Here is a 14,377-nt window from a genome sequence, read left to right as displayed (position 1 = left end):
ACAAGCATTGTTATGTTTTCATTCTCCTTTAATCCAAAAGCGATTTCACCCACTCCGGCTTCTTCAAGAGTGCACATCCCCCGTTCGATTCCATGAGCTTATCGCGATTCTCTCTCAGTGCTTTAAATAGCTTAGAATTGAGAGCCTCTTTCAGCGGCATGTCCAGAATGCTGCATTCAGAGTACGGGGCGAAAGGACAAGGCTCGACGTCTCCAAAAGCGCTGACGTGGAGGAAGCCTCTTCCGGAGGACAGGCAGCCTCCAAAGGCTTTCTCATCACCTGGAAACCCGATATAAACGCCCGGCTGGCTTGCCCTAAAAGCAGCTATTTTAGCCAGGATTTCATCCCATTGTGCATCTGTAACTACCCAGTCCTCCGTACCTTTCATGACAGGGTTATACTCGACATAGATAAACGCTTTGCAGCCGTGTTCTCGCATGAGCCGAATGAAGCTCTCGTCTGTGACGGTTTCGTAGTTTGACTGGGTGACAGTGAGCGATATACCAAAGAAGATGCCTCTTTCATGGAGCTTCACCATGTCTTTTATCAACCGACCGTAAACACCGGCGCCCCTGCGCAAATCCGTTATGTTCTCGTGGCCTTCCATGCTGAGTATCGGGATGACGTGTCTTTGTACCTTGAACTGCCCCAGCACGGCATCGTCGATGAGTGTACCGTTTGTGAATAAGGTAAAGATCATATCCGGGAAGTTTTTAGTAACATCGAATATGTCCGGCCTGGTCAATGGCTCTCCACCTACTATTAATACAATGGAAACGCCCAGTTCACTCGCCTGCCGTAGTACGCTCGTCAGACTGGCTGTGCCCATTTCAGGTTTTTGTTCGCGGGGGACAAGCCGTGAGTAGCAGCCCACACAGTGCAAATTACATTTGTTGGTAACGCTGAGTATTATCACTGGAGGCACATGGAGCCCCTTCTCCTCGTTTTTCTGCCTGATTGAGGCCGCCTTTTTCTGTGCCATCGAGACCCTGACGAAAAAGGCAGCCATGGCAGGGTTCTTCAGAGAGACGCTCAGCGCATCGCTGAATATGCTCTTGATGAGATCGTTGACCATGCGATTGAGATCGTTATTATTTTCCATAAGAAATCACCATTAAACGCCGGTATTCTCTTTACAAGTAGAATATCCATTCTTGGCCATCAGCCGATCTCTGTCCTGGCTGATTGTTGTTTCTTTACATTCATTAAGCAAAAATATTGCTTGCCATTTTAATTCCTTAAGAAGAATCTATCTATATAGTCTATCTATAGTATGTTTAATTCGCTAGCAAACTTGTTGCTAAAGGCCAGATACTGCTCTAGGAAATCTGCAATAAGAACTGCAGCGTTCTCTTATTCCAACAAAGGGGTTGTGAAATGCGTGAACAAACTGCGGTGAAAGGCGCATAGTTCGTTTCTGGGAGGTGAGGAATGAAAATCTTTCCTTCCTATTCGACAGAGGCAGCCTGTAGAGCCAACCAAGTCGTTAAAAGCCAAGTAGTTAATAGGACCCCGAGCCCACTTAAAAACTTTAATATCCAACCAACACTACAATTTTTTAAATTTTTTTATATGTATCATTACTTTGTAAAAGTAAGTAGTAGCCAGAAACTTTCCTTTTTCTCTCAGAATATCCTTTTCGCTCAATTAAATAAAGTACTTAAAGAGTCTATTTTTTCCAGTTTCAAGCCCAACTCTGGACGGATAAGCTCATGATGCCTTATGATAACCCCATATATTTAAAGACAGATCTACCATTAGATCTGTCAGGGTCTCCTCGCTTATGAGAGGTACACTGTAGAGATAGATCACATCGAAGATGAGAATGCTTTTTATCGTGATTCCCCAGTACATAAAGACTTCCAGAGGATTTTTGTCGCCTATATCAATGCCATTGAAACGGCAAAAAAATTCGGACGCGGCTTTATAGTCTATGATATCTGTTTTTTTGATTTCATCAATGATTTCACTATCGGACAGCGAGGCCATGATCAACGCCCTTACCAAAGGACTGTTATCTTTGTAAAATTGTTGCATATTTTTAATTACATCTCTTATGTAACCGGGAAAATCGTTAAAATCAATATTTTCTGACTGCTTTAGCAACAATAGCTCATCTGTATACTGATTCCCAATCTCCTTAAGAATGTCAAACTTGCCTCCTGGGAAATACTTATAGATAAGCCCTATACTCACATCGGCCGCTTCAGCTATGTTCCTTATGGTTACTTTTCCGTAACCTCTTTTCTCGATCAGCATGCATGTGGCATCCTGGATGGAGATAATTTTTGCCTTTTTGTCCCTTTTGACACTTTTTCTATTTTCTTGAACAATCTCGTTCTCCTGCATATGATATCTCCTAAGTGAACAATATTCAAAACGTCTATTAATAAGTTGTATGCATTAATACTCCAGGTGAACAATGTTCAGAAATCTTTATTAATAAGTTGTATGCATTAATGCTCCAGGTGAACAATGTTCAAAAATCTTATTAATAAGTTGTATGCATTAAATATTAATAGAATTTTATACACAGTCCAGGAATAATTCAAAGTCTAAATTTAAAAGCAGTTCAACAATTTTTATAATAATACTTTTTAATAATTGTTATAATACAGAACCGGGGTAAAAGACAATGAAAGCTGCACTTTTCTTACTTACTTTTTACCTTATATCAGTTTTTCCGGCCTCTGCATCCGAGAATTCTCACACTGGAGAAACGAGTACAGTCCATATAGCTGATCTTTATAGTGATCTTAAGTCCTTTGATGTAACCCTCTACTCGGACCAACCAGAAAACAACTTGAGTCTTGAGGTGCTTCTTGTCAGACCCGTGGGAACAAAAGAGAAAACACTTGACAGACAGGTATTTTCAGTTGATAGTATTCCTGCAAATAAACAGGTAATGAAGGTTGGTTTCTGGAATATAGGAAGTTCCGAACGTGGAGCTTATAAAATAAAGGCCAGGCTTCTTGAAGGAAACAAGGATCTCTCAGAGGCTGAATATAATTTTGCTTATGGCACCAATTCTGCTTCAAGAATTCAGGTCAATGACCTGGTTGCTAACTCCCAGGGAATCAGCGTTGCACTTTCTCCAAAAGAAGCCTCACTTTTTGATATCGAATATATGCTTGTAAATGGTTCGGATGTCGTTTATACAACAAAAGCTGAAAAATTATCACTTACCAGCATTCCAGATATTTTTTCCGCTCCCTGGGGTACACTTCTTGAAAACAATAAAGAGTATACTGGAAGAATAAAGGTTCAGGTTTATTCCCCTGAAAAGGAGGTTATAAGCTCAGCCGAGCGGTTTACTGCCAGAGACGATGCAGAAATTACTGATATCTACAAAGACGAGACTGGAGCAAGTGCAACTGTTTATGGGCGTTCTCAGGTGCCTTTTGAAGGGAGCCTGGTTTTTTCGGTATACAAATTGAACTCAAATTCTGAAAAAGGGAATACAAATCTTATTGAATCTGTCCAGCAAAAAGTTCCAGTGTTGCTGAATAATGATGACGAAACCGTTGAAGTAGCCTGGAATCACAGACTTCTGGAAGGGATCTACAGGCTTGAGATCGAACTTCTGGGAAACGACGGTGACATTATTGAGCACAGAGAAACCGTTATCGAATCCGAGATCTCCCAGAATTCCAGCATTAGCCTGGTAAATAATACAACTTCAGAAACAGAAGCTTCAAGTGAAAACGGAATCCCAGGTTTTTCTGCGGCAGCTTTAGTTTCAGGGCTTGCTGCAATTTATATCCTTTTCAGAAATAAAATTTGAACCAGATCGAAGGCTGTGAGTCCCATGCGTTATGAACTCTTTATCGCGCTCAGGCAGATTAGGGCAAGAAAATTCCAGACAATTCTTTCAGTTGGAGCTATAGCTCTTGCTGTGATGGTACTTACTGTTTCCCAGGCTCTTATGGTTGGTTTTACTGGCGAGCTCTATGATACTACAGTAGATAAACTTCCTCAGGTCTCGGTGTCTCCGCAGGAAGGTGAAGATTACATTTATCTTTACAGGACTCTTATTGATGAAATCGGCAAAACCGAAGGTGTTACTGCAGTTTCTCCGTTTCTTACGGGAAAAGCTTCCTTCAAGTTCAAGACAAATTCCCTTAACGCCGAGCTGAAAGGCGTTCTCCCTCTACAGGAAAACGATATCAGCGCTATTGAAGCTGATATGGTTGAAGGAGATTTCAGGGAGCTTGAATATTCGAGAAATACGGTTGTAATTGGCTCGAAACTGGCAGATAAGCTTGAGGTTAATCCTGGAGACTCGGTTGATGTCTCTTTTCCCAATGCAAATCCTCTATCCCTGAGAGTAGTTGGGATCTTCCATACTGGCTCCCCTCTGGATGAATCCCTTACTTATACATCTCTGGATACTGCTCAGGAGTTTTACAATGTTCCGGATGTGATTAACGGTCTTTCTGTCAGGCTTGAGGATTTTAACAGGGACAGAGAGGTTGCTGCTAAGATAGAAAAGACCGGCTATAAGGCAAAAGGATGGACTGAAACCAATCCTGAAATCCTTAGGACGATCGCCGTTGAAAGCACTTCCAATAATGTAGTCCTTGGTCTGATTGTAGTTATTGCTTCTTTTGGAGTGGTTAGCGCTCTGAATCTTTCAGTTATCGGTGCTACAAGCCAGATCGGTATGCTCCGGGCTATGGGAGCTACTATTTCCAGTATAAGGACAATCTTTGTACTTCAAAGTAGTATTCTGGGTTTGCTAGGTGCTCTTATCGGGACTCTTACAGGAGTTGTAATATCTCTGGGATTAGGCCAGTACGAAATGCCAGCTGCTTCCTCAGAACTTTACGGCGGCATGGCGACCATTCCCATTATAGTCCGAACTGGAGATATTCTGGTCATTATTCTTGCAGTTTTTCTGCTGAATCTTATTGCTGGGATTTACCCTGCTCAGCAGGCAGCTAAACTCGACCCTGTGAAGGCTATCAGTTCAAAGTAAGTACAGATTTAAGATTATTCCCGGGTTTCTTTCAGATTAAATTATTAAATTTAATAAAATATTTTAATAGATTGAATATTCTGGAAATTATGAGATTCCCAACTGACTAAAAACCCTAAGATGTATCATCTCCAGGAGCTTGTTCAGATGTATGAATTGAAAATAGCTTTGAGGCAAGTTTTTTCCAGAAAACGGCAAACCTTTTTTGCCATACTTGCAGTTGCCCTCGCCGTAGCCGTAATTACGGTAATGATGGCGATGCTTTCTGGCTTTCAAGGAGAGCTTATAAAGTCCAGTACTGAGAACAGTCCCCATATTGTTATCAATCCTCAGGATGAAAAAGACGGGTTCATTCATCTTTACAAATCCAATTCGGCCCTGATTATGGAAAAAGAAGGAGTTATAGCAGTGTCTCCCAAATATCTGGGTCAGGCAGCCCTGGAATATAAGGATAATGCAGAGGCTATTTCACTTCAGGGGATTGAACCTGAGGCTGAAGATAAGGTTATGAGAGTAAGCAAGGATATGATAGAAGGAAGCTTTCTATCGCTTACCCATACAAGGCACGGAATAGTACTTGGAGATAAACTTGCGGAAAATCTTGGGGTTCAGCCTGGGGACCGGGTAGATGCGGTGTTTCCTGGCTCAAAAACAACTTCTTTTAAGGTTATAGGTCTGATTCACACAGGAACTGAGGCAGATGAAGTAACAGCCTATGCAAGGCTGGACTCGGTACAGGATTTCTTCAATGAACCCGGAGTTGTAAGCACAATAGGGGTCAGGGTCTCAGACCCTTACCAGGCTGACATTATAGCAAGTTCAATTGAAAGAGAAACCGAGCTTAACGCAGTAAGCTGGATAGAAGCAAATGCAGAAATCCTTAATCTTCTAAACACTCAGAAGGTTTTCGTAAACGTTTTCTACATCCTTATTTACGGGATTGCTGGTTTCGGGATTGCAAATACTCTGATTACCATTGTTGCCCAGCGAACCCGAGAAATAGGCATCTTAAAAGCTATGGGAGCCTCTCAAAAAAGCATAATGATTGTTTTTCTTTTCCAGTCTGTAATTCTCGGAGCTATGGGATTGGTTTTGGGTACTATTCTGGGTTATATTGCAACCATTACTCTGCAGAGTTATAAAATCGCAGTTCCTCAGGAGATGTATTTCGGGCTCCAGACACTTCCTCTTGAAGTCGAACCTCTCAACTTCGTATATGCTGCTTTCTTTGCTTTCATAATCAACATAATCTCAGGTATTTACCCTGCAAGGAAAGCTGCAAAGCTTGACCCTGTAAAAGCCATAGAAAGTGCCTGATATGGTCACTTTTCATGGGTGTAAAAAAGCTGTTGCGGCCTGATTTTAGTGTACAATTTATTTATAAATTTAAGATTGCTCACCTAATAATCACCTAATAATCACCTAATAATCACCTAATAATCACCTAATAATCACCTAATAATCACCTAATAAAATTTGAGAATTTGCGCAGTTAAAATCAAAAAGAGTCAATAAAACCCTGACTGTAAGAGTCAATAAAACCCCGACTGTTTAAATTTCAATAACTTTGATGAGGCGTGGAAAAAGTATGACAGAAGAAAGCCCAATAATCGAGCTTAAAAATCTTACAAAAACCTATCAAAACGGGATGGAATTCCGTGCTCTTGATAATGCAAATCTGAAAATAAAAAAGGGGGAATTCGTTGCAATTGTCGGGCCATCAGGTTCAGGCAAAAGTACACTTATGCATTTAATAGGCCTGCTGGATACTCCAAGCTCAGGTACTCTACTGATAGACAGAAATAATGTAACAAATATGTCTGACAAAGAACGTTCTGAGATAAGGAACAGGATGCTTGGTTTTGTCTTCCAGTACCATCATTTGCTCCCTGATTTTACAGCCCTGGAAAATGTAATGATACCACTTTTAATTGCTGGAAAAAAGAGGAAAGAAGCAAAGGAAACTGCCGAAAAACTCCTGAAAGAAGTCGGACTTGAAGATAGAATGGATCACAAACCCGGTGAACTTTCAGGAGGGCAGAATCAACGAGTTGCAATAGCAAGAGCGTTAAGCTGTTCCCCTGCAATTGTACTGGGGGACGAACCTACAGGCAACCTTGATACAAAAACAGGTGACATGATCTACGAGCTGCTGAGACAGCTGAATAAGGAGTATAATCAGACATTTATTGTAGTTACTCATAACGATGATATGGCTTTAAAAGCTGATAGAATCATCAGGCTTGTTGATGGGAAAATTACGGTTCAGTAAAGAAAAAACAGAAAATTGACATTGGTTTTTACAAACAGTGTTACCCTGAGAGCCAGAATTAATCAATCAGAAGGAGAAGGCAATTGAAGCGCCAGGAGAAAAAAGAAACAATGAGTCTGGTAATGAGCAACATTATGTATGAATTATTTTGAAGGCGAAATTATGTGATACTGAGACGAAGTAATATCCGATAGCAATTATAGCAATTAGTATTGCTATAAGAAGTATCAGTCTATTTGTTTGTTTTGAAAATTGCATGTGCATTTTCCCCATATCTTTTGAATATAAGGAATGCTAGTTATAAAAATATTACTATTGTCCGTATAAATTATGGATGGAAAATGTCGGTTGGTGTCAAATTCTTGAGTCCAATTCTTGATTCTGTAACCAACAGACATATAACTTTGTTCAAGACTACTTTAGTTAAAAAAGTTTGACGTTAATTTTTGCTTTACGGATGCGCAGGTTCAAAAAGATATCAATCAAAAAAATTGAAATCCATGAAAAGCAATTGAAATCCTAAAAAAGCGCTTTAAAATGATTAGAAAGAACCTGGAAGAGTTTTATTCCTTTTACTGTAGCTCCCGATACAGTAACTCCGAAAATATCTCATTAGTATATCGTTCGGATTAGGACATCTTCCAGGCAATTCTTTACTCACATACCCTACCAGTTATTTCCCATTGTGTTGATCCATCCGTTTTTTACCGTCGTCTAAATCTGTTCTCTTTGATCAGTTTGTTTTGACCTATTCTCTTCAGTTTACAATCTATAATTATCCCTAAACTTATTTAAAATAAATTATATGAAAAATTGCTTGCAAACAAAAAATATTCCTATGTAAAATGTTTTTTTAACAGACAACAATTTAATATTAATTATGATTTTATTATATACTGAGCTTTTTTAAAAATATAACATAGAGTTTTTTCCATAAAAAGCAACTGTAATTAACTTTAAATCAAATTTTTAATCCATAAAAATTGATAAAAATTAATAAAGGCAATTCTTAAAAATCATAGATAGTAAACTCACAAATTGTAAAATTTTATAAAAGTTGTTTTAAAATTAAATTTTTCTCTCATTTTTTGCCACTAAAATATAGGAGCATTTAAATTAAAGATAGCCTCCTTCAGGTTGAGGATGTTTGAAGTAAACCGACAATATTCTGGCAGATATTCAGAAAAAAATGTATCCTCGCATACTGGCAGATATTCAAAAAAATGTATCCCCACATACTCTACTTAAACCTATCTAATTTTGAATAACTCGTGGAACTTCTAAAAATTCCAATAATTGCATATAACTTTTTAAATGGTGAATACATATGAATCCATATTAATTTTATAAGTTGAAAAACTTACGCAGTTGAACTGAAGAATCAACAGCATCAGACAGATAACTGTTTAAAATCGGACTCGAACCTACAGTCTTTGACATAATTTATTTTGTTCCTCAAGTGCGTAAGTCCTAAGTTGGAGATACTAAGAAATGTTGAACTAAAGGAATAAAAACATAAAGTAAAAAATCCTCGTAAGATGCTGTTAGCCTGGATTTCAATCAAGATATTGATACCCGTTCTTGTAAACTGGAAAATATGCAAATAAAAAATGGAGGACTGGAAGTCATTAAAAATAGCGATTTACTCGAGAAAGCAGAAAAAATACCAGAAAGATGTAAAGAAATAATTATAGAGGAGCTTTCTCCAACAACTCCTAATATTTTCCTGAGACTAGGAAAAGAAGGAACAGTTCTCTGTGCAAACAAGGCAGCTAATGCTCTTCTCAAATACTGGGATATAAAAGAAGGGGAAAAGGTTCCTCAGGAGTTAAGACACAATATAAGAAGAGTTCTCACACAGGAAACTCCGGAAAATCTTGAGATTCAGGCCGGAAAAACAACATATGTTGCAGTACTCTACCCTTTTCCGGAAAACAAGTATGTAAATCTTGAGGGATTTAACATAAGTCTCAGACTCCTTACCGAAGAAAAACTTAGTAAAAAGGAAAAACAATACCTGTCCCTTAGTAACCTCAGCAGGTTATCCATAACATGTAAAAACGTTCAGGCGATTCTGGAAGAAAGCGCTCTGATTATTGCTAAGGGCCTTGATACAGAATTTACCAGGATTCTGGAACTCAAGCTTGATGGAACCTTCATTATGAGGGCAGGATATGGCTGGAAAGGCGAAGCCATGGACAGTGTTATCATAAAAGAAAAGGATCAGGCAGAATATACCCTTGTTTTGGGAAGACCGATTATCCAGGAAGGTATCGAAAACGAAACCCGCTTTGAATGCATTGAATTTCTCAGGCAATATGGCATAGCCAGCGGAGTAACAGTCCTGATAGGAAGTATAAATAAGCCTTTTGTGGTAGTGGAAGTTTACAGCCGAGAAAAGAAAGAATTCACTGAAGATGATATATATTTCCTGGATTCTGCCGCTTTTTTGTTGTCTGAGATAATAAAACACCTGCATGCCGAGGAAGAACTTCAGATTCATCAGCAAGAACTGGAAGAACTTGTCGAAAAAAAGACCCTTGCGTACATGGAAGCAAATGAGAAACTTGTACATGAAGTAATAGAAAGAAGAAAAATTGAGAATAAACTTCAGAACAATGTGCAGTTTCTGGAAACTCTGCTTGATAATATCCCAAGCCCTGTTTTCCAGAGGGATCTGAATGAAACATATGTAAACTGTAATGAGAGCTTCGCCAGGCAGATTATGGGACTTCCCAAGGAAGAGGTTATAGGAAGTTCTTTCCTTGAGTTTCACAAAAGAGTTCCAAAAGAGCTTGCAGAAATATATCTTAAGGATGAAACGAGCCTTATTGAAGAAAAGGGAAGCAACTATTACGAAACAAAGGTGATCTGTGCTGACGGTGTGCACAGGGATTTCCTTTTCCACAAGACCACCTATCAGGACAGATCAGGGAAAGTAGCCGGTATTGTCGGAATAATGCATGATATAACTCAGCGTAAAGCAGCTGAAAAAACCTTCAGGAAAAGTGAAGAGAGATATCGGATCGCTGCCGAGCAGACCGGGCAGCTTGTTTACGATTATGATCTCGATTCAGGGAAGATTGACTGGGCAGGAGCCATATCAAAGCTTACGGGTTACAGTTCTGAGGATTTCAAACAGGTAGACATCAAAGACTGGATCACACGTATCCATGAAGACGATCAGGAAAGAGCATGGAAAAACCATCAGCACTGTATGAAAACCGGGGGAAAATATCTTGAAGAATACAGGTTCAAAAAGAAGGACGGGAGTTACTTCCATGCTGAAGACAGCGGGATTTACTTTTTAGGTGAAAAAGGTCAAACATACAGGGCTGTCGGAGTAATAAAAGATATAACTGAAAGAAAACTTGCCGGTGAAGTTCTTGAGATAAATGAGGAACGTTATAGGGCAGTTGCAGTACAGACCGGGCAGCTCATCTATGATTATGATGTGAAAAGTAATTGCAGCTCGTGGGTAGGCGCAATTGAGGAACTTACAGGATATAGCTTTGAAGAGTTTCAGGGTCTCACTCCTGAACTCTGGGCTGATCACGTCCATCCTGAAGACAGGAAAAAAGCTGGAAAAGCCCATGAAAGTTGTATGAATAATGGAGAAAAATACATTGAAGAATACCGATTCCGTAGAAAGGATGGTAACTATTTTCCTGTAGAAGACAGCGGCGTTTACCTGAAAGATGAAAGCAAGGGAATATACAGGGTTCTTGGGGTCATTAAAGACATTACAGAGAGAAAGAAGGCAACTGAAAGAGTCCAGAAAAGTGAGGAAAGGTATAGGATTGTTACAGAACAGACAGGCCAGATAGTATACGATTATGATAGGCTCACAGGTAAAATAGAATGGTCGGGAGCCATTAAAGAGCTTACTCAGTATAGCCTGGAAGAGTTCCAGAATTTTAACATGAAGGCCTGGGAAGTACATATTCATCCCGAAGATCGCAAAGAGATAATTGAACAGCTTGAAAAATACAGAGAGAGAGGAAATAGATTCGTTATCGAGTATAGATTCCAAAGGAAAGACGGAACATATCTGTATTTTGAAGACAGCAGGATTTTCCTGAAAGATGGTCAGGGACACTCTTACAGAGATATCGGGGTAATGAAAGATATTACAGGGCTAAAACTTGCATCGAAAAAACTGAAAGAAAGTGAAGAGCGGTACAGATTCTTTATGAAAAATTATAGGGGTATAGCCTTCCAGGGAAATCTGGATTTCAAACTCATTCTTTTGGAAGGAAGTGTAGAGGAAATTACAGGATATCGGAGAGAAGATTTCATCTCAGGAAAAGTAAACTGGCGCCAGATTGTTCTTCCTGAAGACTGGGAAAAACTCGTTAAAAGTAATAAAAGATTAAAGAATGATGCACTACTTTTCATAGAGCATGAATATCGTATAAGGCACAGGGATGGAAAAATAAAATGGGTTCGTGAGATTGTCCAGAATATTTCGGACCCTGCAGGCAAGAAAAGAATCCTGCATGGTGCGGTTTATGATATAACCGGGCAAAAAGAAGCTGAAGAATCTCTGAGGAAAATAGAAGAAATCCGTAAAAAAGAAATCCATCACCGCATAAAGAACAATCTTCAGGTTATTTCCAGCCTTCTGGAACTCCAGGCTGAAAAATTCAGCGAAAAGGAAGTACTTGAAGCTTTCCGTGAAAGCCAGAATCGGGTTGCCACCATGGCTATAATCCATGAAGAGTTGTACAGGTCAAGAAATAGCGAAGTCCTCGATTTTTCGGAATATCTTCAAAAATTGACTGCAGATCTTCTTCGCTCATACAGTGTCGGAGGCGATGTAAGGATGCAACTGGATGTTGAAGAAACCTTTATTGGAATGGACACGGCAGTCCCTCTGGGAATAATTATTAATGAGCTTGTATCCAATTCCTTGAAACATGCTTTTCCTCAGGACAGAAAAGGAGAAATCCGAATAAAACTTTGCAAGGCTGAAGAGAATGTAAAGAATAAAAGTATAAGTAATATCACTAATAATATTGGTGCAAAGAGCTCAATTAATAAAAGTAGTCAATATTCACTGGTAGTTTCGGACAATGGGTTGGGTTTTCCGGAAGGTCTTGATTTCAGAAACACTAGTTCTTTGGGTCTACAGCTTGTAAACATTCTTGTTGAACAACTGGAAGGCACAATTGAACTTCAAAAAGATTCAGGGACCACCTTCAAAATATTATTTAGGGAAAACAACTGATTATCTGGAGGCTCATCCAATATCAAAGGGGAGATACGATGAAAAAAGCAAAAATTCTGGTTGTCGAAGACCAGAATATAGTGGCTCTTAATATCAGAAACAAACTGAAAAATCTTGGTTATACCGTGCCAGGCACTGCATCCACAGGAGAGGAAGCAATAAGAAAAGCAGAGTTGACGAATGCAGACCTTGTTTTGATGGATATCATGTTAAAAGGTGAAATGGACGGGATTGAGGCTGCCCGTGAAATTAAAAACCGGCTCAGGATTCCAGTACTATATCTTACCGCCTATACTGATGACGAAACTCTTGAGAGGGCAAAAACAACAGAGCCTGCAGGATATATCTCAAAACCTTTTAAAGAAGAGGATCTGCATAGCAATATCGAAATGGCACTTCACAAGCACAGAGCCAAAAAAAAAGAAGCTGAAAAAGAAGCTGGAAAAGAAAATGAAATGACTCCTGAGTAAATGTTTCACTACATGCCTGGACCTGTAAGACCTCGATAAAAGCCTAGAGTGAATCCTTACTTGACACAGTGAATTTGAAAATCAGAAAAAAGTAAATAAGAAAGGAGTAAATCAGAAAAAAGTAAAATTGAGATTGGAGAAAATAAGCAAAGAGAATAACCTCAGCCACTGGTAAAAAAATACTCTAAGCTCTTTTATAAATGACAAAGGCACTATTTTGATTTACCTGTAATATTGAAATTAAGAAAGCTTTTTCTTCAAAACGGTTTCTTTCACTAAAAACATCTTATTTACCTGTTTTGAATCAGTGAAACCCACTAAAAGCTGAAAGTATTCCAACGCTTATTCTTTAGAGGCTGTCTTAATATTAAATACTACATGCAACTATATTATTCGTTGGCCTTGAAACAAATTAAAAGAATTTCTATTCTTCGTGATTTATCTGATCGGGAATGGAAAATAATTAATCCCGATTTCTCAAATTCCAGGACGAATAAAGGTAGAATAAAAGGTAAAATGCGCGTTCATCCTTATCGAGCAATCTTGAATACCATCTTCTTCTTGAATGTCATCTTCTATTTGTTACTTTCTGGTTATGCCTGGCGGACGTTACCCCACGAATTTCCACCTTAGAAAAACCGTCTACCACTATTTCCATCTTTGGTGACTTACTGGATTTTGGGAACGCATAAACGCTTCACTAAGAACTGAACCTGAATTTCTGCAGATATCCATTCAATTTTTACAAGTTTTCTTGAGATCGTTTTTTTTGAAAATTGCCCTGCTTATTCAAGCATGTGTTTTTGAAATATATTACACTTTCCAATTTTGTGCCTTCATTGAAAGATTCTAACCTCTATTTCCGGAAGGTTCAGTTGAGAGAATCTGAGATGAAAACAACTGGATTTTCTGACCAGGAAACGGATACTCTAACCAAAGAAGCAAAATATAATAAGAAGAATTCTGTTTTATCTGGGTATTTATCACAGAGATGGGAGATGGAACGAACAGCAACGACGGTAGAAGCCCAAATCTGTGATAAATAAATTATTTTACACAGTTCAACTTAAAAAATCCTTCGGTTAACAAGGCTTTATATAAATTAAATTTGAATTTGAGTCAAATTTTTAATATTAGTTATTCTTTTATTATTTACGATTGTACATGAAATTGTATTGATATTCAATTTCAAGTTATTCGTTAAATAATCAGGTAACGTTTTTATATTGATTACCTTGGCTCAGCTGTTTATAAAGAAAAGTACCACATTTTGAGAAGGCTCATGAGTTCCATTCTATCTGAGTCTTTGCAACTGTTGCCCTGGAAACTTTAAAAGTTGTGTTCTTGCTTATTTTGTACTAATTCCAGTGGTAAAATTGTAGGAAGTACTCAGTGAAATACATAGGTTTTGATACAAAAGCACAGCA

8 protein-coding genes and 1 pseudogene are annotated in these 14,377 nt (G+C 38.6%); 7 read left to right on the top strand and 2 right to left on the bottom strand.

Annotated features, from left to right (window positions below; translation table 11 throughout):
• Positions 1 to 28 precede the first annotated feature (28 nt).
• Both MSBRW_RS06895 and MSBRW_RS06885 read right to left on the bottom strand, forming a co-directional pair.
• Positions 29 to 1,102: a radical SAM/SPASM domain-containing protein gene (locus tag MSBRW_RS06895; protein ID WP_011308353.1), complete on the bottom strand. Its 1,074-nt coding sequence runs from the start codon at positions 1,100 to 1,102 to the stop codon at positions 29 to 31.
• A 608-nt stretch (positions 1,103 to 1,710) separates the two neighbouring features.
• On the bottom strand, positions 1,711 to 2,349 hold the full coding sequence (locus MSBRW_RS06885) for a TetR/AcrR family transcriptional regulator (RefSeq protein ID WP_011308354.1): 639 nt from the start codon (positions 2,347 to 2,349) through the stop codon (positions 1,711 to 1,713).
• A 286-nt stretch (positions 2,350 to 2,635) separates the two neighbouring features.
• Between MSBRW_RS06885 and MSBRW_RS06880 the strand changes: the two genes are divergently transcribed.
• The 7 genes and pseudogenes from MSBRW_RS06880 to MSBRW_RS20870 all read left to right on the top strand — a co-directional run.
• Positions 2,636 to 3,784 carry a hypothetical protein gene (locus MSBRW_RS06880; protein WP_011308355.1) on the top strand — a complete coding sequence of 383 codons (1,149 nt, stop codon included), beginning with the start codon at positions 2,636 to 2,638 and terminating at the stop codon, positions 3,782 to 3,784.
• 24 nt (positions 3,785 to 3,808) lie between these two features.
• Positions 3,809 to 4,978 carry an ABC transporter permease gene (locus MSBRW_RS06875; RefSeq protein WP_011308356.1) on the top strand — a complete coding sequence of 390 codons (1,170 nt, stop codon included), beginning with the start codon at positions 3,809 to 3,811 and terminating at the stop codon, positions 4,976 to 4,978.
• 147 nt (positions 4,979 to 5,125) lie between these two features.
• Complete coding sequence (locus MSBRW_RS06870) at positions 5,126 to 6,295, top strand: ABC transporter permease (RefSeq protein WP_011308357.1); 1,170 nt, start codon at positions 5,126 to 5,128, stop codon at positions 6,293 to 6,295.
• 271 nt (positions 6,296 to 6,566) lie between these two features.
• Positions 6,567 to 7,250 (top strand): ABC transporter ATP-binding protein, encoded by a 684-nt coding sequence (locus tag MSBRW_RS06865; RefSeq protein WP_011308358.1) that lies wholly within the window; start codon positions 6,567 to 6,569, stop codon positions 7,248 to 7,250.
• Positions 7,251 to 8,847: 1,597 nt separating this feature from the next.
• Entirely contained in the window at positions 8,848 to 12,480 is a 3,633-nt protein-coding gene (locus tag MSBRW_RS06860) for a PAS domain-containing protein (protein ID WP_011308359.1), read from the top strand.
• Between the two features lie 38 nt (positions 12,481 to 12,518).
• Positions 12,519 to 12,950: a response regulator gene (locus MSBRW_RS06855; protein WP_011308360.1), complete on the top strand. Its 432-nt coding sequence runs from the start codon at positions 12,519 to 12,521 to the stop codon at positions 12,948 to 12,950.
• A 378-nt stretch (positions 12,951 to 13,328) separates the two neighbouring features.
• Positions 13,329 to 13,614: pseudogene (locus MSBRW_RS20870) on the top strand (transposase); the annotation flags it as partial.
• Positions 13,615 to 14,377: the final 763 nt, after the last annotated feature.

Source organism: Methanosarcina barkeri str. Wiesmoor (assembly GCF_000969985.1).
Classification (GTDB): Archaea; Halobacteriota; Methanosarcinia; order Methanosarcinales; family Methanosarcinaceae; genus Methanosarcina; species Methanosarcina barkeri_B.
The sequence above is the reverse complement of the archived record's forward strand: the minus strand, read 5'-3'. Positions and strand labels throughout refer to the sequence as shown.